Source organism: Amycolatopsis plumensis (genome assembly GCF_042652605.1).
GTDB classification, from domain to species: Bacteria; Actinomycetota; Actinomycetes; order Mycobacteriales; family Pseudonocardiaceae; genus Amycolatopsis; species Amycolatopsis plumensis.
This window is the reverse complement of sequence record NZ_JBHSJY010000001.1, coordinates 2540131-2561759: the sequence shown is the minus strand read 5'-3', so window position 1 is coordinate 2561759 and position 21629 is coordinate 2540131. Positions and strand designations below refer to the sequence as shown.

The window sequence follows — 21629 nt, the reverse complement described above, 5'->3', positions numbered from 1 at the left end:
ATTGGTTGACTGAGTTCACAAGCATGGCGGCTGAATGGAGCATCCTCCGATAGAGTCCTCGCCATGGACGACGACGCCACGGTCAGCGCGGCCGACATCGCGCGGCTCGCCGGGGTCGGCCGGGCCGCGGTCAGCAACTGGCGCCGCCGCTACCCGGACTTCCCGCAGCCGATCGGCGGCACGGCGTCGAGCCCGCTGTTCGGCCTCTCCGCCGTCGCCGGCTGGTTCCGCGCCCGCGGCAAGAAGTTCGAGCTGAGCGCCGGCGAACGCGCGTGGCAGCGCCTGCGCGCCCTCGGTGACGACCTCGACCTCGCCGAGCGCGTCAGCCGCGCGGGCGGCTTCTTCGCCTTCCAGGCGGGCGTCTTCGACACCTTCGACAGCGAACTCGACGACCCGGAGCTGCTGACCCTGCTCAGCGAAATGACGCACCGGTCGGGGCCGGTCGAGGCGTTCGAGCTGTTGTGCCGCCGGTACTTCGAGGCGCATTCACGTCGGTTGTCGGCCACGCCGGAGCCGGTCGCCGAGCTGATGGCCCGGCTCGCCGGTCCGGTGTCGACGATCCTCGACCCCGCGTGCGGGTTCGGCGCGCTCGCGCTGGCGAGCGGCGCGAAAACCGTGCTGGCGCAGGACAGTGACCCGATGACGGCGTCGATCGCGGCCCTGCGCCTGAAACTGCGTGGCATCGAGGCCGAGGTCCACGCGGTTGACGCGCTGCGTGAAGACGCCTTCACGGGCCGCACCGCCGAAGCGGTGTTGTGCGACCCGCCGTTCAACGAACGCGCGTGGGGCCACGACGAACTGGTCGGCGACGAACGCTGGGAGTACGGCCTGCCCCCGCGCGGCGAACCCGAGCTGGCCTGGGTGCAGCACTGCCTCGCGCACGTCGAACCCGGTGGCACGGTGGCGATCCTGATGCCGGGCGCGGCGGCCGGGCGGCGCAGCGGCAAGCGCATCCGCGGCAACCTGCTGCGCGCGGGCGCGGTCCGCGCGGTCGTCACGCTGACGCCGGCCGGGCCCGACCTGTGGCTGCTGCGGCGGCCGGCTCCCGGCGAGCGCGCGCCGTCCACCGTGCTGCTCGCCGAAGCGGGCGACGAACTGTCCACAGTGGAAGAAATGTGGCGGGAGTTCCACGCCCACCCGGAATCCGGCGTCCGGATCATCGATCTGCTCGACGACGACGTCGACCTGACGCCGGCCCGCCGCCGCACTCGGGACGAGGATCCGGGGCAGGCCTTCCAGGCCGTGCGCGCCCGGTTCGCCGAGCTGGCCCCGCGGCTGCCGCCGCTCGAACCGGCGGCCGCCGAACCGGTGTTCACGACGATCGGCGAGCTGGTCAAGGCCGGGGTCGTCGAGGTCAGGTACGCGCCGGTGCGCGCGGACGCCGAGCACCCGCCGGCCGAGGCGGGTGACGTCGTCGCGTCGGTGACCGGGATCGCGTACGTCCACAGTGGACCACCGCGGCCGGTGGGGGCCGGGCTCACCGTGTACCGCGTCGACGCGGAGCGGCTGGACGCGGACTTCCTCGCCGGCTGCCTGCGCGCGGCCGACCTGCCGACGGCGTCGGCGTCCACCCGGATCGACGGCAGGCGCGTGCGGATCCCGCGGCTGCCGATCGCCGTTCAGCGGGAGTACGGCGGGATCTTCAGGGAGCTCGCCGAGTTCGACACCGCGCTGCGCCAGGCGGCCGAAACGGGCCGCGACCTGGTCCGGCTAGGCTTCGCGGGACTTGTCGAAGGACGGCTCAAGCCGGGCCAATAGGGGAACGGATGCTGATCGCCGACCGCTACGAGCTCGACGAGCTGCCGCTCGGCCGCGGCGGGATGGGCGCGGTGCACGGCGGGTACGACCGCAGGCTGGGCCGCCGCGTCGCGATCAAGCTGCTCAGGCTGCCGGGCCGCGACGAAGAACTCGAAGCCCGCTTCGCCCGCGAGGCCCGCATCCTGGCGACGCTCGACCACCCCGGCGTCCCGACGCTGTACGACTACGGCACCCACGACGACCGGTTGTTCCAGGTCATGCAGTTCGTCGAGGGCGTGACGGTGGCCGACCTGCTCGCCGAGCACGGGCCGCTGCCGGTGTCGTGGGCCGCGGCGATCGCGGCGCAGGCGTGCGCGGTCCTGACCGCCGCTCACGCGCTCGCCGTCTGCCACCGCGACCTCAAGCCGTCCAACCTGATGCTCGGGCCCGACGGCGGCGTGAAGGTGATGGACTTCGGGCTGGCCGTGCTCCGCGAAGCCGACGCGGCGCAGTTCACCCGGGCCGGGCAGCTGCTCGGGACGCCGTCGTACATGGCGCCGGAGCAGATCCAGCGGGGCGGCGCCGAACCGCGCAGTGACCTCTACGCGCTGGGCTGCGTGCTGCACGAGATGCTCACCGGGCGGCGGCTCTTCGACGGGCCGACCGCGTACGCGGTGTTCGAGCGGCAGGTCAAGGAGCTGCCGCCGCCGGTCCCGGGCCTGCCGAAACCGCTGAACCGCCTGCTCGCCGAGGTGCTGGCCAAGGACCCGGAGGCCCGCCCGGCGGGCGCCGCCGCGCTGTACGAGCGGCTGGGCGCGTTCGTCGGCGGGCTGCCGCCGCTGCCGGGGTTCCTGGTGCCGCCGTCGGTGCCCAGCCCGGGCCGGATGTACGCGCGGATGCTGGGCCGGGTCAGCGGCTGACCGCCGGGCGCCGGTCGGCGAGCGGCAGGCCGCGGCGCCGGATGCGCCGGTAGGTCGTCGCGTTCTGCACCGCGATGCTCACGCCGAGGGTCAGCGCGATCGACGCCGAGGTCAGCGAACCGTCGACGCCGAGGGCGGTACCCAGCGCGGCCACCCCGATCCGCACCGCGACCGTCAGCACCCACAACCCGATCGTGATCGCCGAACCCTTCTGGAACGTCGTCCCGTCGCGCTCGGTGAGCGTGGTCGTGGTGCTGCGCAGCACACCGAGCCCGGCGAGCACCAGCAGGTCGGCGGCGAGCACGCCCAGTTCCGCCGCGGACGCGCCGGGCAGCGCTTTCAGCGCCAGGTACCCGCCCAGCACCGTGAGCAGCAGCGGCATGACGACCAGCGTCCGGAGGCTCAGCAGCGTGCCGCGGACCTGCTGGTAGACGACCCGGTAGAGGACGAGACCGGCGATGGCGGCGTAGAGCAGGACTTCGGGCATTTCGGAGCTCCCCTGGGTTTTCGAAGGTCTCCTCAGCTTCGGCGGCCGGCGGCGCGGATTCGTCGGTCTGCGGGCCGGATCCGGGTGGATTCCGGCCTCCACCCCCGGGTTGAGCGGCGCCTGCCCAAATCGTGACCTTCGCCGACGAACCTCGACCGGGTGAACGCCGTCTTTACCGGTGTCCAAACGCGATGATCGAAACAGCTGGGGGTAACGGATCGTGAAGAGGCTTCTGGCGGGAGCGGCCGCGCTGGCCACCGCGTTCGTGCTGGCCGCGTGCTCCGGCGGGGGCTCGGCCGGTGGTGCGAACGCGGGCGGCGGGGCCGTCGCCGCGGCGGGGACCGGCGGCGGGACGCCGACGACCTCCAGCACCACCCCGGCGCCGACCAGCACCGTGACCGTGCCGACGCCGTCGGCCACGCCGACCCCGTCGTCCACGAAACCGACGCCGACCAGCACCTCGGCCAAGCCGAAGCCCAAGCCGACGCCGAAGCCGACCCCGAAGCCCGCGCCGGACCCGGGCGTCCCGTGCGCCGCGGCGGCCGCGTCGGCTGGCACGGCCGCCTGCGTCGACATCTCCGCGCACAAGGCGTGGCTGCTGGAGGGCGGCAAGGTCGTCTACGGTCCGGTGCCGATGCTGCCGGGCCGCAAGGGCTACGAGACCCCGACCGGCGCGTTCCACGTCCTCTCCAAGGAGAAGATGCACCTGTCGAAGGAGTTCGACAACGCGGAGATGCCGAACTCGGTCTTCTTCTACCCGGGCGACGCCTTCCACACGGGCAGCCTCTCGGTGTACTCGCACGGTTGCATCCACCTGTCGGCGGGCGCGTCCCTGAAGTTCTTCAACACGCTGCACGTCGGCGACGTCGTGCAGGTCGTCCCGTAAGGACGCTACCCACGGTCACGTGGGGTAGGTCACATTAAGATCAACTTTTCCCGATTGCTGCAACCGGCCCCCCTGCTCTTGCGACAACAGTCGCATGGGAAGGGGGGCCAGATGGCCTTTCGGAAGCTTCGCCTGCTGCTGACGACCGTCCTGACCGGGACGTTGCTGCCCGTGATCGCCCCCGCAGTGGCGGCCGCGGCGACGCTCCCGCCCGGGTTCGTGCTCCGGGACACCGACTCCGGGCTGGGGCCGTACCAGCTCACGGACTTCGCGTACCTGCCCGACACCTCCGTCCTCGCCACCGGCAAGGACGGCCGTGTCCGCTGGCTGCCGGCCACCGGCGCCGGCCGGACCATCGCCACGCTGCCGGTCCGCGCCGACGGGGACCTCGGGCTCGTCGGCCTGGCCGTGGCGCCGGACTACGCGACCTCGCGGACCGTCTACCTCACGCGGTCGATCAACACCGCCGGCGGCTTCGTCATGCGGCTGTCGCGGTTCACCGTGACCGTGGACGCGGCGGGCGCGCCGGCCGGCCTGACCGGTGAGCGGCCGGTGTTCGAGGCGCCGGGCACCTTCGACGTCCACGGCATCGACACCGTCCTCGCCGCCGCGGACGGGACGCTGTGGCTGTCCGTCGGCGACGACAGCGACTACCGGCAGGTCGACCCGGGCGCGCTGCGCGCCCAGGACGTCGGCCAGCCGTACGGCAAGCTCCTCCACCTGACCGCCGACGGCCAGGGTGTGCCGGGAAACCCGTACTACGACGCGGCCGCCCCGGACGCGACCGCGAGCAAGGTGTTCGCGCGCGGGTTCCGGAACCCGTTCCGCTTCAGCCTCGACCCGAGTCTCGGCCTGCCGGTCGGCGGCGACGTCGGCTGGGGCAGCTGGGAAGAGCTCGACGTCGTCCAGCGCGGGGCCAACCAGGGCTGGCCGTGCTGGGAGGGCAACCACCAGACGCCGGGCTACAGCTCCCTCCCGGGGTGCGCCGGCGTGCCGAACCAGCCGCCGCTGTTCGAGCTCCCGCACGGCGACGGGGTGATGACGGGCAACAGCATCACCGGCGGCATTGTCTACAGTGGATCCAGTTATCCGGCGGCCTACCGCGGCGCGTACTTCTTCGGCGACTACGTGTCGAACCGGATCTGGACGCTGCGGTACGACGACCAGGGAAAGCTCGTGCAGGCCCCGGAAAACCCGCCGGTCTTCGACGGCGTCGGCGGTCCGGTGAAGTTCGCGGCCGCGCCGAACGGCGACATCGTCTACGCCGACATCGTGTCCGGCAACCTGCGCCGGCTGGCCTACACCGCGGGCAACACCGCGCCGGTGGCGAACGCCACGACGTCGACGGACCCGGACACCCGCACGGTGTCGTTCGACGGCTCGGCTTCGGTCGACTACGACAACGACGTGCTCAGGTACGACTGGGACTTCGGCGATGGCGCCACCGCGGCCGACGCCGGTCCGAAGGTGTCGCACACCTACGCGGCGGTCACCGCGTCGGTCACCGCGAAGCTGCGGGTCCGGGACCCGCTGGGGCTCACCGGCGAAGCCACCATCGCGGTGGCGCCCGGCAACCGCACCCCGGTGCTCACGCTGACCCCGCCCGCGGCCACGACGTTCGCCGTGAACCAGACGGTCTCCGTGCGCGCCACCGCGACCGACGCCGAGGACGGAACCCTGCCGATCACCTGGACCACGGCGGTGCGGCACTGCCCGAGCGAAGCGACGTGCCACTCGCACCCGGGCGTCGGCGGAACCGGCGCGAGCTTCTCGCAGGCGTTCACCGGGCACCCGGACTCGCGGATGGAATTCACCGCGACGGTGACCGACAGCGCGGGTGTATCCACGGCCAAGACGTACACAGCGATGCCGCGGCAGCACCGGATCACGCTGCGCGGCACGCAACCCGCCGCGCTGAGCATCCCGGTGGCGGGCGGGGCCAGCTCGGCCATGGTCACCGAAGGCGCTTCCTTCGACGTCGAGGCCGCGCCGCTGGCCACCGACGGCGCGTCGAAGTTCTCCGGCTGGCAGGACGGCCCCGCGGACCCGACCTGGGTCATCACGGTCGGCGCGACCGACCTGACGCTGACGGCGAACTACACGACCCCGATCGACCAGCGCTACGACGCCGACGCGGCGGTGCGGGCGACCCTCGGCGCGCCGGCGGCGGCCGAGATCACCGACGGTCCGGTGCACTACCGGGTGTACGCGAACGGCCGGATGTACTGGAGCGCCGAAACCGGCACGCGGTACCTCACCGGCCCGGTGCTGGAGAAGTACCTCTCCTACGGCGGGCACAGCGTGCTCGGCCCGCCGTTGTCCGACACGCTGACGACCCCGGACGGAGTGGCCCAGTACAACCACACGCTCATCAACGGCACGGTGGGTTCGATCTACTCCACGCCGGCGACGGGCGCGCACCTGATCTTCGGGGAGATCCGGAAGAAGTGGGCGGAGCTGGATTACGAGCGTGGTCTCGGGTATCCGACGACCGACGAGCTGGGGACGCCGGACGGGGTGGCTCGCTACAACCACTTCGTCAAGGACGGCACGATTGGGTCGATCTACTACACGCCGTGGACGGGTGCGCACGCGATTTTCGGGGAGATCCGGAAGAAGTGGGCGGAGCTGGATTACGAGCGTGGTCTCGGATATCCGACAACTGACGAGCTGGGGACGCCGGACGGGGTGGCTCGCTACAACCACTTCGTCAAGAACGGCAACGTCGGATCGATCTACTACACGCCGTGGACGGGTGCGCACGCCATCTACGGGGAGATCCGGAAGAAGTGGGCGGCGCTCGACTACGAGCGCGGTCTCGGCTACCCGGCGACCGACGAGCTCGGCACGCCGGACGGCCGCGGCCGGTACAACCACTTCACCGCCGGCGGCTCGATCTACTACACGTGGTCCACGGGCGCCCACGTGGTGAAGGGCGAGATCCGCAAGCGCTGGGCGGCCCTCGGCTGGGAGTATTCCTACCTGCACTACCCGAAGTCGGACGAGTACGCGACGAGCGGCGGGTGGCGCAGCGACTTCGAGGGCGGCTACATCACCTACACCTACGCCGGGCCCCGAGATCGTCGCTGGTGACCCGCCACGAAGATTTCTCCCGCCCGCTCAACCTCGGGCCACCACCGCACGTCTTGGGTGGCAGAAAGCAGGAAACACGAACTTCTGGGGGACCACATGCGCGTGCGGCGCGTTCTGGCTGCTCTGTCCACTTTGGCCGCCGGCGGCCGTGCTGACCGCCTGTTCGGCCGGCGGGTCCGCGGACGTCCGGCTGGCGGCGAACACGCCCTCGTCCACCCCGGAAACCTCCGCCCCGGCTCCGAGCTCGGCTCCGCAGCCGACTCCGACGTCGGCCCCGGCCAAGGCGAAACCGGTGATGGCGGCCGGGGTCCCGTGCACGATCACGGCGAAGGCGTGCGTGTCCCTTTCCGGCAAGCAGGCTTGGCTGCTCGACGAAGGCAAGATCGTGTACGGCCCGGTGAAGATGCTGCCCGGCAAGAAGGACGACCCGACCCCGGTGGGCAAGTGGAAGGTGCAGTACAAGGAAAAGCTGCACCACAGCACCGAGTTCGACGGTGCCCCGATGCCGAACTCGGTCTTCTTCGCCCCCGGCGGCATCGCGTTCCACGAGGGCAGCCTCAGCAGGTACTCGGCCGGTTGCGTGCACCTTTCGAGTGCGGCGTCGCTGAAGTTCTTCAACACCCTCGAGACGGGCGACGAAGTCCAGGTCGTCCGGTAAGTCCTCTTAGGACTCAAGCAGGTCGGACGGGGTGGTCCCGGCCGTCGTCAGCGGCAGGCCGAGGGCGACGCGCTCGGTGAGCCACGGGCTCGGCCGGTAGCGGGGATCGCCGGTGGTCGCGCCGAGGCCGCGCAGGATGCGCAGCACCACGTCGCCGCCGACGAGGTCGCCCCAGGCCAGCGGGCCGCGGGGGTAGCCGAGGCCGAGGCGGACCGCCGTGTCGATGTCCGCCGGGGTGGCCAGGTGCTGGCCCGCGATGAAGCAAGCCGTGTTGACGATCGACGCCAGCAGGCGCTGCGCGATCGGCGCGGGCCCGTCGCGGACCACGGTCACGGGGTGGCCGGTGGCGGCCAGCGCACCCCACGCGGCGCGGCCCGCCGCCGGGTCGAGTCCCGGGTGGACGGACATCGTCAGGCGGCGTTCGTAACCGCCCAGCGGATCGACGCCGGCCACGCGGTCCAACGGCAGCCCGGCGCGGGTCGCGGCGTCCACTGTGGATTCCCCGTAGAGCGGCACGAGCAGGATGGCGTCCGGGTAGGCGTCGGACACCACCTGGACGCCCGCGGACGACAGCGCGCGGGCGAGGTGCTCGTCCGCGGTGAACACCGGGCTCGCCGGCTTCGGCGGGGCGGCGGGCTCGTCGGCGACCTGCTGCTTGCCGTCGGGGTAGGAGTAGAAGCCTTCGCCGTTCTTGCGCCCGAACAGGCCGGCCGCGACGCGCGGGCGGGTCAGCCACGACGGCCGCAGCCGCGGATCGCCGTGGAAGCCGCTCCAGATGCTTTCCAGGACGGCGTGCGAGACGTCGAGGCCGGTGAGGTCGAGCAGTTCGAACGGGCCGAGCTTCAGGCCGAGGACGTCCCGGGCGATGCGGTCGACGTCGGCGGGCTCGGCCAGCGCCTCGGCGAGGATCTGCAGCGCCTCGGTGTTCAGGCCGCGGCCGGTGTGGTTGACCAGGAAGCCCGGGGCGTCCTTCGCGAGCACCGGCTCGTGGCCCCAGCTCTTGACCAGCTCGAGCGCTTCGCCCGGCAGCCAGGCGTGCGTGCGCGCGCCCGGCACCACTTCGACCAGCCGCATCAGCGGAACGGGGTTGAAGAAGTGCAGGCCGAGCAGGCGCCCCGGGTCGGCCAGCTCGGCGGCGATCTCGGTGACCGACAGCGAACTCGTGTTGGTCGCGAAAATCGTCTCCTGTGGACAGACGCGTTCGAGGCTCGCGAACAGGGCGCGTTTCGTCGCGAGGTCCTCCCGGACGGCTTCGACCACGAGGTCGACGCCGTCCGCGGGCGCGTCGGGTGCGTCCACGGCGATCAGCCGGTCCTTCACCGCCTGCGGGTCGCCGGCGAGCTTGCCCTTGGCGGCGAGCTTGTCCACCATCCCGCCGACGTACTCGATCGCGTCGGCGACGGCCTCGCGCCGGACATCGGCCAGCTCGACGGTCACCCCCGCCGTCGCGGCCAGCTGGACGATCCCGCGGCCCATCACCCCGGTCCCGATCACCCGGATCCTGCCGACCTGCCCGGCCCACCCCGTCACGTCGTGCCGCCTTCCGCCGTTGGACTCCCGCCTCAGCCTAGAGCCCCACGAACTCCGCCATCCGCCTCGCCGAGTGGGCGAAGAACGCGTCGGCCGGATCGACGCTGCCGACGTACTGGCCGAACAGGTCGAAGCTGATCGCGCCGAACAGCTGGGTCCAGGCCATGAGCAGCCGGGCCACGGTTTCGGGACCGGCGATGATCCCGAGGGCTTTCGTCAGCGTCTCGGCCTGGGCACGCAGCTCGGGCGGGACTTCGCCGTCGACGTCCCGCAGCTCGGTGTGCGTGAGGACCTTGACCAGGGCGAGCGCGACCCGGGAGGCCGGCACGACCGTGTCCTGCGGTGCGGCGTACCCGGGGATCGGCGAGCCGTAGATCAGCGCGTACTCGTGGGGGTGCGCGCGGGCCCAGTCGCGGGTGCCCTGCCAGATCGCCAGCCAGCGTTCGCGCAGGTCGCCAGTGCCGGGGTCCGCCTTCTCGGCCGCCTCGCCGATGGCGTTGTAGGCGTCGACGATCAGGTCGGTCAGCAGCCGGTCGCGGCTCGGGAAGTACCGGTAGATCGCGGACGACACCATGCCCAGTTCCCGGGCCACCGAGCGCAGCGAGAGCCCGTGCGCGCCGACCTCGGCGAGCTGGCGGCGGGCTTCGTCCTTGATCTCCTGGGTCAGTTCGGCGCGGGCGCGTTCACGCGCGGTGCGGGTGGCGGTCATGTGATCAGTGTGCCATGACGAGAGCGCTGCACAAAACAGAGAGCAGTGCTCTTGACAGCGTGCGGCGCTCTAGTGTTCACTGCTCTTAACCGAGAGCACTGCTCTCCCAAACTTTGGAGGACACCGTGACCGCCACCCGCTACATCAAGCCGAAGAAGTCCACCAACGTCTTCAACCAGGCCGTCGCGAAGCTGACCAACCTGGGCCTGAGCGTCTGGGGCAGCCGGGTGCTGACCGTCGTCGGCCGGAAGAGCGGCGAGCCGCGCTCGGTGCCGGTCAACCTCCTGACCGTCGACGGCGTCCGCTACCTCGTCGCCCCGCGCGGCGAGACGCAGTGGGTGCGGAACCTGCGTGCGGCAGGCCAGGGCACGCTCCGCGTCGGCCGCCGCGTCGAGGCGTTCACCTTCCGCGAGCTGGCCGACGACGACAAGCCGGGCATCCTGCGCGCCTACCTCAAGCGCTGGAAGTTCGAGGTCGGCGTGTTCTTCGACGGCGTCGACGCCAAGGCCTCGGACGAGAAGCTGCGCGAGATCGCGCCGGGCTACCCGATCTTCGAGATCTTCACGAGGTAGGTTTCCGCCGCGTCAAGTTGGCCGCGACCAAGACCACGCCGACCAGGAACGCGACGAGCCCGATGAGGAACCACAGCTTCTGGCCGGTCATGAAGCTGCCGGTGATGACGCCGATGCCCTGCAGCACCCAGACGGCGCCGACGAGCACGAGCACGACCCCGGCCGCGAGGGTGATCCACCGCCTCATGCGTCCAGCTTAAGCGGGCGGCACCAGTTTGTGGCGGTAGGCGTAGACGACGGCGTGCACCCGGTCGGGCAGCCCGAGCTTGCTCAGCACGCGCGACACGTGCGTCTTCACCGTCTCCTCGCCGACGTGCAGCTTCCGCGCGATCTCGGCGTTGCTGCAGGCGCCGGCGAGCAGCAGCAGCACCTCGCGTTCGCGGGAGGTCAGCCGGGCCAGCTCCGGGGGTTCGGCCGCCGCCGGTTCGAGGACCGACGCGAACTTCGCCACCAGCCGCCGCGTCACCGAGGGGTCGATCAGGGCGTCCCCGCGCGCCGCCACCCGCATCGCCGCGACCAGCTCCTCCGGCGCCAGGCTCTTCAGCAGGAACCCGCTCGCCCCGGCCCGCAGCGCGCGGTAGACGTACTCGTCGGCGTCGTAGGTCGTGAGCACGAGAACGCGGGTGTCGTTGCCCGGCGCGGAAAGGATCGCCTCGGTCGCGGCGAGGCCGTCGAGGCGGGGCATCCGGACGTCGAGGACCGCGACGTCCGGGCGCAGGCGGGCGGTCTCGGCGACGGCTTCGCGACCGTCGGACGCCTCGCCGACGCAGGTGAAGTCGGGCTGGGTGTCGAGCAGCGCGCGCATCCCGGACCGGAACATCGCGTGGTCGTCGGCCAGCAGGACGCGGATCATGTGCTCTCCACCGGGAAGGTCGTGCGCAGCTGCCAGAGCCCGCCGGTCTCGCCGTAGGAGACCTGGCCGCCGAACAGGGTGACGCGACGGCGGATCCCCGCCAGGCCGCGGTGCGCGTGCTCGGTCTCGGCCGTCCGGTTTTCGCGGAGACCGTTGGTCACCACGAGCACGACCTCGGTGCGGCCGAGGTTCAGCTCGACCTCGACCGGGCCCTCGCCGTGGCGCAGGGCGTTGGTCAGGGCCTCCTGGGCGATCCGGTAGAGCGCGATGTCGAGCGAGCCCGGCAGCTCGCGGGGCTCTCCGCGCAACGTCAGCCGGGTCGGCAGGCCGGCCGCGCGGACCGTCTCGACCAGCTCGCCGAGGTTGTCCAGGCCGGGCTGTTCGACGTTGGTTTCGGCGTGCAGCAGGTCGAGCAGCCGCCGCAGGTCGGCCATCGCCGAGCGGCTCGCCGATTCGACGGCGCCGAGCGACTTCCGGGCCGGTTCGGCGCCATCGGGCAGGCCGAGCCGGGCGGCGCCGGCGTGCACGCCGATGGCGCTGACGTGGTGGGAGATCACGTCGTGCAGGTCGCGCGCGATGGTGGTGCGTTCCTCGAGAACGGCCCGTTTGACGGCCTCTTCCTGCTGCTGGCGGCGTTCGTCGGCTTCGCGCTCGAGATCGGCGATGTAGGCGCGCCGGGCGGTCGTGTACCGGCCGACCAGCCACGGCAGCAGCGCGGAGACGCTGACGTTGATGACGATGAGCCGCCAGTCGGCGGCCGTCCGCCCGCCGCCCTCGATGCAGCCGGCGGTGACCCCGGCGAGCAGCGCCCCGAGCGCGAGCACGGCCGGCCGGGTCCGCAGCCAGGCGCCGGCCCGGTAGCCGGCGATGAGGATCCCGGCGTTGTTCCCGGTGACGTACCCCTGGCAGGTGCAGAGGAGGACGGGCGCGCTGGCGTAGAGGACGGCGTGGGCGAGCGCGACCCACCCGGAGTACCGGGCGGCCCCGGCGAGCGCGGCGTTGGCGGCGACGCCGGCGAGCAGCACGGCCCAGGCCCGCCAGCCGGCCTCGCCGAGCGGACCGCGGAGGACGAAGAGAGCGGCGTCGCAGACCACGCAGACGAGCGCGACCAGCAGCGACTGCCGTCTCAGCGACCCCCGGATGTCCTGCACACCCGCAACTGTGCCCTAACCGCGGTGCGAAGGAGGTGGGAACGCCCCGATGCGGCGTGAGGGGGGTGCGCGGCACCGGAGCGTTCCCGGCTCGAGGGCGCTGGGGTCAGTTGGTCGGGCGGGCCGAGTAGCCGCCTCGGCGCTGGCCCGGCTGGCGCTGGCCCGGCTCGAAGCCCTTGCCCAGCGACGTTGCCGTGGTCGTCTGGCCCTCGACCTTCGCCACCACCGTCACGTTCGTGTCGCCCGTCTTCACGTCGCCCGTCTTCTCGGTCGACGAATCGAGCGCGTACGTCTGCTTGTAGCCGTCCTTGCTGGTCAGCGTCACCGAAGTGGCGCTCAGCTCGGTGACGTCGCCGGTCTGCAGGCGCTCGGTCGTGTAGCCGCCGTTGCCGTTCGACACCACGAAGTCGCCGTGCAGCGCGTCCCGCAGGGCCGCCATCCCGCCGCCGAAGCCGCCGCCCGGGCCCTGGCCGCGGAACTGGCCGCCGCCGGGTCCGCCCGGGCCGCCGAAGCCGCCGGGGCCCTGGGCCGTGTTGTTGTCGGCGCTGCTGGTGCCCGCCCAGATCGCCGCGCCGCCGCCCGCCGCGATCACCACGGCGATGCCGGCCGCGATCGCCGTCTTCTTGCCGGACCAGCCCTTCTTCGGCGCGGCCGGGGCCGGGTCGCCCCAGTTGGCGCCCTCGGGCTGGGTGTTCGGCATCGGCTCGGTCGTCATCGTGTCCTCCGGTGGTGCCCACACTGGTCCCGCTCAGGTTCGCCGCCGCGGCTGTGTTTGAGCTGTGGGGAGCGTCAGCACTCGCTGTGCCTCGAACGCGCGAACCTTCACAGCAAATGCACAGCGAGCGCACAGCGAACACCGACGCCGGGCCGGGAAGGTGGCACCATGACCGCTATGAACGCCACGTCGTCCGGCCCCGGCAAGGCCGACCTCCGCCGCGCCGACGGGAGCCCGGTCCGGGTCCTCGTCGTCGACGACGAGGCGACGCTGGCCGAGCTCGTGTCGATGGCCCTGCGGATGGAGGGCTGGGAGGTGCGCAGCGCGGGCGACGGCACCGAGGCCGTCCGGATCGCGCGCGACTTCCGCCCCGACGCCGTCGTCCTCGACGTCATGCTCCCCGACTTCAGCGGTCTCGAAGTCCTGCGCCGGATGCGGTCCGAGGCGCCGAACCTGCCCGTCCTGTTCCTCACGGCGAAGGACGCGGTCGAGGACCGCATCGCCGGCCTCACCGCGGGCGGCGACGACTACGTCACCAAGCCGTTCAGCCTCGAAGAGGTCGCGCTGCGGCTGCGCGCGCTGCTGCGCCGGGCGGGCGGGGTGACCGGCGCGAGCGGGTCGACGCTGGTCGTCGGCGACCTCACCCTGGACGAGGACAGCCGCGAGGTGCACCGCGGCGGGGACCTGGTGCCGCTCACGGCGACCGAGTTCGAGCTGCTGCGCTACCTCATGCGCAACCCCAAGCGGGTGCTGTCCAAGGCCCAGATTCTGGACCGCGTGTGGAGCTACGACTTCGGCGGCCAGGCCAACATCGTCGAGCTCTACATCTCCTACCTGCGGAAGAAGATCGACGCCGACCGCGAGCCGATGATCCACACCATGCGGGGCGCCGGGTATGTCCTCAAGCCCGCCGGCTGAACCGAAGCGCGCCCGACGGCCGTGGTCGCTGCGGCGGCGGCTGATCGTCCAGCTCGCCGCGCTGCTCGCCCTGGTGTGCCTGGTCGTCGGCGTCGTCACGGAGTTCGCGCTGAGCGAGTTCCTCATCGGCCAGCAGGACCAGCGGCTGGCGGCGGCGAGCGACCGCGCCCGCCACAGCGGGGAGCGGCCGCCGCCGTGGCAGTACGGCGAGACGCCGCCACCGCCGGACGCGCTGCGCGTGCTCGGCCAGGGTGACGGCACGCTCGCCGTCGTCCAGACCGGCTCGAAGGCCTCGGCCGCGGTGATCGACTCCAGCGTGGCCGGGGTGTCGAAGCGCAAGGCGCCGTTCAAGCCCGTTCCCGCGGACCAGGCGCTGCGCCTGCTGGCGTTGCCGTCCGACGGGAAGCAGCGCAGCATCGACCTCGGTGGCAGCCTCGGCGAATACCGCGTCGTCTCGACGACGTCGGCGCGCGGGGAGAAGACGGTCATCGGCCTGCCGCTGAAGGACGTCAACGAGACGCTCTGGCAGCTCGGGTTCATCCTCGGCGGCGTCGCACTGGCCGGGATCCTGGTGGCGGGCGCGGTCGGCGCGGCGACGATCCGGCGCACGATGCAGCCGCTCGACCGGCTGGCGGCGACCGCGACGCGCGTCTCGGAACTGCCGCTGGACCGCGGCGAAGTCGCGCTGTCCGAACGCGTCCCGGAGGCCGACACCGACCCGAACACCGAGGTCGGCAAGGTCGGCTCGGCGCTGAACCGGATGCTGCAGCACATCGCGAACGCGCTGAGCGCGCGGCACGCGAGCGAGAACCGCGTCCGCCAGTTCGTCGCGGACGCCAGCCACGAACTGCGCACCCCGCTGGCGGCGATCCGCGGGTACGCCGAGCTGACCCGGCGCGGCGGCGAGCAGGTGCCGCCGGACGTCGCGTTCGCGATGAGCCGCGTCGAGTCGGAGTCCCGCCGGATGACGACGCTGGTGGAGGACCTGCTGCTGCTCGCCCGGCTCGATTCCGGCCGCCCGGTGGTGCGGGAGTGGGCAGACCTGTGCCGCCTGGTGGCCGACGCGGTCGCGGACGCGCACGTCGCGGGCCCGGACCACAAGTGGCTGATGGACGTGCCCGGCGAGCCGATCGGCGTCCTCGGCGACGCGGGCCAGCTGCACCAGGTGGTGATCAACGTCCTGGCCAACGCGCGTACGCACACCCCGCCGGGGACCACGGTGACGACCACGCTGTCCACATCGGACGGAATCGTCCGGCTCCGGGTGGCCGACGACGGCCCGGGCATCCCACCGGAGATCCTGCCGGACATCTTCGAGCGCTTCGCCCGCGGCGACAATTCCCGGTCGCGTGCGGCCGGGAGCACGGGGCTGGGGCTGGCGATCGTGGCGGCGGTGGTGGGCGCGCACGGCGGCCGCGTCGGGGTGCAGAGCCGGCCGGGGCGCACGGAGTTCGAGATCACCTTCCCGGAGGCACCCCCGCCTGCCTAGCCGCGGTAGCGGGCGACGACGGTCGCGAGGTCCGGTGTCAGCCGCAGCTCGGTCGCCAGCAGGTCCGGGTGCCGCAGCCAGTGCAGCCGTGCTTCGTCGGGCTTGCCGCGGAACGTCGGTGGCCAGGACGTCATCGGCGTGAAGTCGTCGACGACGAGACAGCCGCCCGGGCGCAGCCACGCGCGCGGCTCCAGCGGCGGTTCGGCGCCCTTGCCCTGGCCGCCGCCGTCGACCACCAGCAGGTCGAACGGCCCGGCCGCGGCCAGCTCGGTCCAGTCTCCGCGCAGGAGCGTGACGGACGGCGTGCCGTCGAACAGCTCGGCCGCGGCCGCGTGGCGCCCCGCGTCCCGTTCGACGCTGACCAGTGCGGTACCCGGGCCCGCGCCGGCGGCGAGCCAGGCCAGTCCCACGCCGAAGCCGGTCCCGGTCTCGCCGATCGTGCCACCCGTGACCCCGCCGGCGAGCAGCTGCAGCAACCGGCCCTGGGCGGGGTGGCAGGAGCAGCCGAACCCCGCCCGCGCGGCCGCGTCCACGGCCCGCCGGACGAGCTCGGGCAAGCCGGGTTCGCCCGCGTACTCCGCCGTTCCGTTCTCCGACATGCTCACCCGTCCGGGGTTGATGCACAGCTGGCGCACAGCTTGGCCACAAGTTCACCACATCCACCGCCGACACGGTGAACGCCATGACGACCACGCTGTCGGCGCCCGGACACGCCCAGCCCCAGCCGCCCGCCCCGGTCCGGAAACCCCGGTGGGTCCAGCCTTCCGTGGCCGCGCTGCTGCTCGGCACCGGCCTGCTCTACCTGTGGGACCTGGCGAAGACCGGCTGGGCCAACGACTTCTACGCGATGGCCGTGCAGGCCGGGACGTGGAGCTGGAAGGCGCTGTTCTTCGGTTCGCTCGATCCGGGCAACGTCGTCACCGTCGACAAACCGCCGTTTTCGCTGTGGGTCATGGGGCTGTCCGGACGGCTCTTCGGCTTCTCCAGCTGGAGCCTGCTCGTGCCGGACGCGCTCGCCGGCGTCGCGTCCGTCGGCCTGCTCTACCTGGCCGTGCGGCGGCTGTCCGGACCCGCTGCCGGGTTGCTGGCCGGGGCCGGGCTCGCGCTGACGCCGGTCGCCGCGCTGATGTTCCGCTACGACAACCCCGACGCCTTCCTCGTTCTGCTCCTCGTCGCCGGTGCCTACTGCGTGGTGCGGGCGCTGGACCACGCGAGCACGAAGTGGCTGGTGCTCGCCGGCGTCGCGATCGGCCTCGGCTTCCTCGACAAGATGCTGCAGGCCTTTCTCGTGCTGCCCGCGTTCGTGCTCGTCTACGCCGTCGCGGCGCCGACGTCCCTCGGCCGCCGAATCGGCCAGCTGCTCGCCGCGGCGGGTGCGGTGCTCGTCTCCGCGGGGTGGTGGATCGCCGCCGTCGCGTTGTGGCCGGTCGCGGACCGGCCCTACATCAGCGGTTCGACCGACAACACCGTGCTGGAACTGGCCTTCGGCTACAACGGCCTCGGCCGGATCTTCGGCGAAGGACGCGGTGGCGGGGGCGGTGGCCGGGCGTTCACCCCGCCCGCGGGGGTGGAACTGCCCGCCGGCGGACGGGGCGGCTTCGGCGGCTTCGGGGGCCAGACCGGCCTGACGCGGTTGTTCTCCGGCGAGTTCGGCGGTGAGGCGTCGTGGCTGCTGCCCGCCGCGGTCATCGGGCTGGTCGCCGGCCTGTGGTTCACCCGCCGGGCACCGCGCACCGACCGCACGCGGGCGGCGCTGCTGCTGTGGGGTGGCTGGCTGGTCGTCACCGCGCTGGTGTTCAGCTACATGAGCGGCATCATCCACCCGTATTACACGGTCGCGCTGGCCCCCGGGGTCGCCGCGACGCTGGCGATCTCCGCCCGCGAGCTCTGGCGTGGCCGGGCGAACTTCACGGCGCGGGCGGTGCTCGCCGTCATGGTCGCGGTGACGGCGGTCTGGGCCTTCGTCCTCCTCGCGCGGACGCCGGACTGGCAGCCGTGGGTGCGGTACGCGCTCCTGGTGTCCGGCGCCGCCGCGGTCGCGGGTCTGCTCTTCGGCGCCGACCGCGTCCGGCGGGCCGGCCCGGTGGTGGCCGTGCTCGGCCTGTGCGGCGCACTGCTCGGGACGACGTCCTACACGCTGGCCACGGCGGCGAACGCGCACTCCGGCGGGACGCCGTCCTCCGGCCCGGCCGTCGCGAGTGGACGCGGCTTCGGCGGGCAGCGCGGCTTCGGCGCGGGCGAGACCGACTCCGCGGTGATCGACCTGCTGAAGAGCACGACGACGAAGTGGGCCGCGGCGCAGAGCGGCGCGATGCAGCCGGCGGGCCTGGCGCTGGCGAGCGGGCGGCCGGTGCTCGCGATCGGCGGCTTCAGCGGCAGCGACCCGGCGCCGACGCTGCAGCAGTTCCAGGCGTACGTCGCCGACGGCGACATCCACTACTACGTCGCCGGTGGCCGCGGCGGCTTCGGCGGCGGCCGCGGGACCGCCGGCGAGATCCAGACCTGGGTGGAGCAGAACTTCGCGCCGGTCACCATCGGCGGCACGACCGTTTACGACCTCACCAAATCTATCGTTTGATAGAAATTAGACGGCCCGCTTGAATTGTTTCAAGCGTGTTAACAGTCGAGGAATCATTCGGCGTATTCCAGACCCGTGCGGTATCGGCGAATGCGGACAGGTGTTCGAATTCCCGGCGCGTGCCCGGGTCATTCCGAACGACCGTTCGGAGCCGTCGCTTCGCTCTGAGTGAGGAAGCCGGCACCCCACGCTGTCGTCGTAACGACGAGGGACTTCGGGCCGTGCCCTTGCACGCGCTCCGCGCACACGCCTGCCGGAATATTGGCCGGTCGGCCGACAGAAACGATCTCCCCGACGATCTCGAACGCGTCGATCCCGCAGGCTGACCCGGGCGACGGTCACTCGTTTGGATGCAAAGAGCGGACGTTGTGGGGATCTTGTGCTAGTCGCTAGGCTCTCCGCCGGGAGAAGGACAGGGGTGGCTGATCCGGTGCGCTGAGTGCTGGGATTTCACTGGTGGTGAGCGCCTCCTGTCCGCGTTCTCTCGCGATGACCGTCCCCACCCGTAGCCCCGAGCGCCGCAATTCTCCCTTTCGGTACGCACCACTCCACTTCCCCCGCAACCTGGAGTTCGTTGTGATTTCCCGTTCCCGCCCCCGTCTGCTGACGGTGCTCCTGACTTTGCTGACCCTCGCCGGGGTCACCGCGCTCTCGGGGTGCAGTGACAGCTCCGCCTCCGGCGGCGGCACCAAGATCACCATCGGGTTCAGCGCCTGGCCGGGCTGGTTCCCGTGGCAGGTGGCGCAGGAACAGGGCCTGTTCGCGAAGAACGGCGTCAACGTCGACCTCAAGTACTTCGACAACTACACCGACAGCATCAACGCCCTTTCCAGCGGCGCCATCGACGCCAACAGCCAGACCCTCAACGACACGCTGTCGTCGGTCTCCGGCGGCGCCAAGCTGTCGATCGTGCTGGTGAACGACAACTCCACCGGCAACGACAAGGTGATCGCGCGGGACGGGATCACCAGCATCGCCGACCTCAAGGGCAAGAAGGTCGCCGTCGAGCAGGGCGCCGTCGACCACTACCTGCTGCTGCTCGCGCTGCAGTCGGCGAACCTGACCGAAAAGGACATCCAGCTCGTCAACCTCCCGACCGACGCCGCGGCCGCCGCGTTCAAGAGTGGCCAGGTCGACGCGGTCGCCGCGTTCGCGCCGTTCACCTCGACGGCGCTGGAGCGCGCGGGCAGCCGCGCGATCTCGACGTCGGCCGAGTTCCCCGGCGCCATCCCGGACCACCTGGTCACCTCGCAGAAGCTGGTCAAGGACCACCCGAAGGATGTACAGGCGCTGGTCAACACCTGGTTCGAGACGCTGACCTGGATCAAGAACAACAAGGACGCGGCCGTCAAGATCATGGCCAAGCGCGGTGGCGTGTCCGAAGCGGACTACAAGTCCTACGACGCCGGCACCACGATCTTCACGCGGCAGCAGAACATCGACGCGTTCACCCCGGGCGTCACCGCCCAGCACCTCGACTTCCAGGCGAACAAGATCATCGACTTCATCGTCGGTACCGGGCTCGCCCAGCAGCGGCCCTCGCTCGACGGCCTCTTCGACGACCAGTTCGTGAAGGCCGCGCCCCAGTGACCGGTCCGACCCAGCGCACCACGCCGGCGAGCACGGCCGAGGCGCGGGCCGCCGAGGCGCAGGAAGCGGAGCAGCGGCTCGCCGAGCAGCAGGAGGCCGGCCGGGTGGGTGGCGGACGGCCTGCCTGGTCGCCGCTGCCCCGCCGGGCCGGGCTGAAACCGTCCGCTTCGCCGCTGTTCTCCTTGCGCACGCCCATTTCCGCGGCGTCCCGCTGGACGCTCGCGGCGCTGTCCTTCGCCATCCCGTTCCTCGCGTGGGTCGTGCTGAGCATCAGCGGGGCCGTCGATTCGACGTTCCTGCCGTCGCCGGCCGCGGTGCTCGAAGCCGGGGTGGACATGGCGAGCACCGGCGAGCTCTTCGACGACCTCTGGACGACCACCCAGCGGGTGCTCGAAGGCTTCGGCCTCGCCGTGCTCGTCTCGGTGCCGCTCGGCATCCTGATGGGCAGCTTCACCGCCGGGCAGGCGTTCTTCGAGCCGCTGATCGGGCTGCTGCGCTACCTGCCGGCGAGCGCGTTCATCCCGCTGCTGATCATCTGGCTCGGCCTCGGCGAGCCGTCGAAGATCGCCATCCTCTTCATCGGCACGGTCTTCTTCAACACGCTGATGACCGCCGACGTGGTCCGCGGCGTGCCGGACGCGCTCATCGACGTCTCCTACACCCTCGGCGCGCGCCGCGGCGAGGTGCTGCGCAAGATCGTCGTGCCGCACTCGCTGCCGGGCATGATCGACGCGATCCGCGTCAACGCCGCGGCGGCGTGGAACTTCGTGGTCGTCGCCGAACTGATCAACTCCTCGGCGGGCCTGGGCTACCGGATCGTCCGCGCGCAGCGGTTCCTGCAGACCGACAAGATCTTCGCGGTGCTCGTGGTCATCGGGATCGCCGGGCTCGCCATCGACGTCCTGCTGCGCCTGCTGCGCACGCGGGTCGGGAAGTGGGCGGCATGACGCTGGAACTGCGGAACGTCGCCAAGGACTACACCGTCCGCGGCAAGGTCACCCGCGCCCTCGTCGGCGTCGACCTCGAAGTGCTGCGCGGCGAGTTCGTCTGCGTCGTCGGCGCGAGCGGCTCGGGCAAGTCGACGCTGCTGTCGGTGGTGGCCGGGCTCAGCCGGCCGACCGAGGGCGAGATCGTGCTCGACGGCGTGCCGGTGACCGGGCCGGGGCCCGACCGCGGGCTCGTCTTCCAGGCCGGGGCGCTCTACCCGTGGCGCAGCGTCGAGAAGAACGTCGCGTTCGGACTCGAGCTGCTTTCGGTCGATCCGGTCGAGCGCGCGGAGCGGGTGAACTGGTACCTCGCCGAAACCGGCCTCGACGGCGTGCGCAAGTCGCTGCCGAAACAGCTCTCCGGCGGCCAGAAGCAACGCGTCGCGATCGCGCGGGCCCTGGCGTGCGAACCGGAAGTTCTGCTGCTGGACGAACCCTTCGGCGCCCTGGACGTCCAGACCAAAGAGGACATGCAGGTGCTGATCCGCCAGGTGTGGGCCGACACCGGCACCACGGTGCTGATGGTCACCCACGACGTCGAGGAAGCGGTCTTCCTCGGCGGCCGGGTGGTGGTGCTCGCCTCCGACCCGGGCCGGATCGCCGCCGACGTCGAGGTGGCGCTGCCCGCCGAGCGCGACCTGGCGGTGAAGCGCGAGCCGGGGTTCCTCGCGCTGCGCGCCCGGATCGAGGACCTGGTCCGGGAGCAGCACCGGGGCCACGTGAGCCGGGTGGCCGCGGTCGAGTGAGAACGGAAGAC

The 21629-nt window shown here is 71.9% G+C and carries 21 protein-coding genes; 12 read left to right on the top strand and 9 right to left on the bottom strand.

Going from position 1 to position 21629, the window contains the following annotated elements:
- Window positions 1-63: 63 nt before the first annotated feature.
- Both ACFPLC_RS12170 and ACFPLC_RS12165 read left to right on the top strand, forming a co-directional pair.
- Entirely contained in the window at window positions 64-1758 is a 1695-nt protein-coding gene (locus tag ACFPLC_RS12170) for an HsdM family class I SAM-dependent methyltransferase (RefSeq protein WP_378190390.1), read from the top strand.
- Between the two features lie 8 nt (window positions 1759-1766).
- On the top strand, window positions 1767-2657 hold the full coding sequence (locus ACFPLC_RS12165; protein WP_378190387.1) for a serine/threonine-protein kinase: 891 nt from the start codon (window positions 1767-1769) through the stop codon (window positions 2655-2657).
- Here the strand turns inward: ACFPLC_RS12165 and ACFPLC_RS12160 are convergent.
- Window positions 2647-3144: a hypothetical protein gene (locus tag ACFPLC_RS12160; protein ID WP_378190385.1), complete on the bottom strand. Its 498-nt coding sequence runs from the start codon at window positions 3142-3144 to the stop codon at window positions 2647-2649. The genes ACFPLC_RS12165 and ACFPLC_RS12160 overlap by 11 nt on opposite strands.
- Window positions 3145-3364: 220 nt before the next feature.
- Here ACFPLC_RS12160 and ACFPLC_RS12155 point away from each other — a divergent pair, with 220 nt between their 5' ends.
- Window positions 3365-4030, top strand: coding sequence for a L,D-transpeptidase (locus ACFPLC_RS12155; protein ID WP_378190382.1), 666 nt, complete (start codon window positions 3365-3367; stop codon window positions 4028-4030).
- A 111-nt stretch (window positions 4031-4141) separates the two neighbouring features.
- Window positions 4142-7123: a PQQ-dependent sugar dehydrogenase gene (locus ACFPLC_RS12150; protein WP_378190380.1), complete on the top strand. Its 2982-nt coding sequence runs from the start codon at window positions 4142-4144 to the stop codon at window positions 7121-7123.
- 27 nt (window positions 7124-7150) lie between these two features.
- Here the strand turns inward: ACFPLC_RS12150 and ACFPLC_RS12145 are convergent, their stop codons facing one another.
- Entirely contained in the window at window positions 7151-7477 is a 327-nt protein-coding gene (locus ACFPLC_RS12145; protein WP_378235815.1) for a hypothetical protein, read from the bottom strand.
- Between ACFPLC_RS12145 and ACFPLC_RS12140 the strand changes: the two genes are divergently transcribed.
- The gene (locus tag ACFPLC_RS12140) at window positions 7461-7781 is read left to right on the top strand and encodes a L,D-transpeptidase (protein ID WP_378235814.1); all 321 of its coding nucleotides are present in this window, start codon (window positions 7461-7463) and stop codon (window positions 7779-7781) included. The genes ACFPLC_RS12145 and ACFPLC_RS12140 overlap by 17 nt on opposite strands.
- A 6-nt stretch (window positions 7782-7787) precedes the next feature.
- On the opposite strand, the gene ACFPLC_RS12135 is transcribed toward ACFPLC_RS12140, so the two are convergent.
- Window positions 7788-9311, bottom strand: a complete 1524-nt coding sequence (locus ACFPLC_RS12135) for a 3-hydroxyacyl-CoA dehydrogenase (RefSeq protein ID WP_378190376.1) — start codon at window positions 9309-9311, stop codon at window positions 7788-7790.
- A gap of 37 nt (window positions 9312-9348) precedes the next feature.
- Window positions 9349-10020: a TetR/AcrR family transcriptional regulator gene (locus ACFPLC_RS12130; RefSeq protein ID WP_191315607.1), complete on the bottom strand. Its 672-nt coding sequence runs from the start codon at window positions 10018-10020 to the stop codon at window positions 9349-9351.
- Between the two features lie 125 nt (window positions 10021-10145).
- Here ACFPLC_RS12130 and ACFPLC_RS12125 point away from each other — a divergent pair, with 125 nt between their 5' ends.
- Window positions 10146-10592, top strand: a complete 447-nt coding sequence (locus tag ACFPLC_RS12125; protein ID WP_378190372.1) for a nitroreductase family deazaflavin-dependent oxidoreductase — start codon at window positions 10146-10148, stop codon at window positions 10590-10592.
- Here the strand turns inward: ACFPLC_RS12125 and ACFPLC_RS12120 are convergent.
- The 4 genes from ACFPLC_RS12120 to ACFPLC_RS12105 form a co-directional block, all read right to left on the bottom strand.
- On the bottom strand, window positions 10582-10779 hold the full coding sequence (locus ACFPLC_RS12120; RefSeq protein ID WP_378190370.1) for a hypothetical protein: 198 nt from the start codon (window positions 10777-10779) through the stop codon (window positions 10582-10584). The genes ACFPLC_RS12125 and ACFPLC_RS12120 overlap by 11 nt on opposite strands.
- Window positions 10780-10788: 9 nt before the next feature.
- Entirely contained in the window at window positions 10789-11445 is a 657-nt protein-coding gene (locus tag ACFPLC_RS12115; protein ID WP_191315610.1) for a response regulator, read from the bottom strand.
- A complete protein-coding gene (locus tag ACFPLC_RS12110; RefSeq protein ID WP_378190368.1) occupies window positions 11442-12596 on the bottom strand; it encodes a sensor histidine kinase in 1155 nt (384 codons plus the stop codon). The genes ACFPLC_RS12115 and ACFPLC_RS12110 overlap by 4 nt, the downstream gene beginning before the upstream one ends.
- 106 nt (window positions 12597-12702) lie before the next feature.
- Window positions 12703-13311, bottom strand: a complete 609-nt coding sequence (locus ACFPLC_RS12105; RefSeq protein ID WP_378190366.1) for a hypothetical protein — start codon at window positions 13309-13311, stop codon at window positions 12703-12705.
- 168 nt (window positions 13312-13479) lie between these two features.
- Between ACFPLC_RS12105 and ACFPLC_RS12100 the strand changes: the two genes are divergently transcribed.
- A complete protein-coding gene (locus ACFPLC_RS12100; protein ID WP_308443415.1) occupies window positions 13480-14229 on the top strand; it encodes a response regulator transcription factor in 750 nt (249 codons plus the stop codon).
- Window positions 14207-15718 (top strand): sensor histidine kinase, encoded by a 1512-nt coding sequence (locus tag ACFPLC_RS12095; RefSeq protein WP_378190364.1) that lies wholly within the window; start codon window positions 14207-14209, stop codon window positions 15716-15718. The genes ACFPLC_RS12100 and ACFPLC_RS12095 overlap by 23 nt, the downstream gene beginning before the upstream one ends.
- Here the strand turns inward: ACFPLC_RS12095 and ACFPLC_RS12090 are convergent.
- A complete protein-coding gene (locus ACFPLC_RS12090; protein ID WP_378190362.1) occupies window positions 15715-16317 on the bottom strand; it encodes a class I SAM-dependent methyltransferase in 603 nt (200 codons plus the stop codon). The genes ACFPLC_RS12095 and ACFPLC_RS12090 overlap by 4 nt on opposite strands.
- An 83-nt stretch (window positions 16318-16400) precedes the next feature.
- On the opposite strand from ACFPLC_RS12090, the gene ACFPLC_RS12085 reads away from it, so the two are divergent.
- The 4 genes from ACFPLC_RS12085 to ACFPLC_RS12070 all read left to right on the top strand — a co-directional run bounded on the left by ACFPLC_RS12085 (window position 16401) and on the right by ACFPLC_RS12070 (window position 21618).
- On the top strand, window positions 16401-18296 hold the full coding sequence (locus ACFPLC_RS12085; RefSeq protein ID WP_378190360.1) for a glycosyltransferase family 39 protein: 1896 nt from the start codon (window positions 16401-16403) through the stop codon (window positions 18294-18296).
- A gap of 576 nt (window positions 18297-18872) precedes the next feature.
- Window positions 18873-19886, top strand: coding sequence for an ABC transporter substrate-binding protein (locus ACFPLC_RS12080; RefSeq protein ID WP_378190358.1), 1014 nt, complete (start codon window positions 18873-18875; stop codon window positions 19884-19886).
- On the top strand, window positions 19883-20833 hold the full coding sequence (locus ACFPLC_RS12075) for an ABC transporter permease (protein WP_378190356.1): 951 nt from the start codon (window positions 19883-19885) through the stop codon (window positions 20831-20833). The genes ACFPLC_RS12080 and ACFPLC_RS12075 overlap by 4 nt, the downstream gene beginning before the upstream one ends.
- A complete protein-coding gene (locus ACFPLC_RS12070; protein WP_378190355.1) occupies window positions 20830-21618 on the top strand; it encodes an ABC transporter ATP-binding protein in 789 nt (262 codons plus the stop codon). The genes ACFPLC_RS12075 and ACFPLC_RS12070 overlap by 4 nt, the downstream gene beginning before the upstream one ends.
- Window positions 21619-21629: the final 11 nt, after the last annotated feature.

What these genes read in the sequence shown, in the direction of transcription:
- ACFPLC_RS12170 (WP_378190390.1), top strand. Translation starts at nt 64, where the DNA reads ATGGACGACGACGCCACGGTCAGCGCGGCCGACATCGCGCGGCTCGCC.
- ACFPLC_RS12165 (WP_378190387.1), top strand. Translation starts at nt 1,767, where the DNA reads ATGCTGATCGCCGACCGCTACGAGCTCGACGAGCTGCCGCTCGGCCGC.
- ACFPLC_RS12160 (WP_378190385.1), bottom strand. Translation starts at nt 3,144, where the DNA reads ATGCCCGAAGTCCTGCTCTACGCCGCCATCGCCGGTCTCGTCCTCTAC.
- ACFPLC_RS12150 (WP_378190380.1), top strand. Translation starts at nt 4,142, where the DNA reads ATGGCCTTTCGGAAGCTTCGCCTGCTGCTGACGACCGTCCTGACCGGG.
- ACFPLC_RS12130 (WP_191315607.1), bottom strand. Translation starts at nt 10,020, where the DNA reads ATGACCGCCACCCGCACCGCGCGTGAACGCGCCCGCGCCGAACTGACC.
- ACFPLC_RS12120 (WP_378190370.1), bottom strand. Translation starts at nt 10,779, where the DNA reads ATGAGGCGGTGGATCACCCTCGCGGCCGGGGTCGTGCTCGTGCTCGTC.
- ACFPLC_RS12115 (WP_191315610.1), bottom strand. Translation starts at nt 11,445, where the DNA reads ATGATCCGCGTCCTGCTGGCCGACGACCACGCGATGTTCCGGTCCGGG.
- ACFPLC_RS12105 (WP_378190366.1), bottom strand. Translation starts at nt 13,311, where the DNA reads ATGACGACCGAGCCGATGCCGAACACCCAGCCCGAGGGCGCCAACTGG.
- ACFPLC_RS12100 (WP_308443415.1), top strand. Translation starts at nt 13,480, where the DNA reads ATGACCGCTATGAACGCCACGTCGTCCGGCCCCGGCAAGGCCGACCTC.
- ACFPLC_RS12095 (WP_378190364.1), top strand. Translation starts at nt 14,207, where the DNA reads ATGTCCTCAAGCCCGCCGGCTGAACCGAAGCGCGCCCGACGGCCGTGG.
- ACFPLC_RS12090 (WP_378190362.1), bottom strand. Translation starts at nt 16,317, where the DNA reads ATGTCGGAGAACGGAACGGCGGAGTACGCGGGCGAACCCGGCTTGCCC.
- ACFPLC_RS12085 (WP_378190360.1), top strand. Translation starts at nt 16,401, where the DNA reads ATGACGACCACGCTGTCGGCGCCCGGACACGCCCAGCCCCAGCCGCCC.
- ACFPLC_RS12070 (WP_378190355.1), top strand. Translation starts at nt 20,830, where the DNA reads ATGACGCTGGAACTGCGGAACGTCGCCAAGGACTACACCGTCCGCGGC.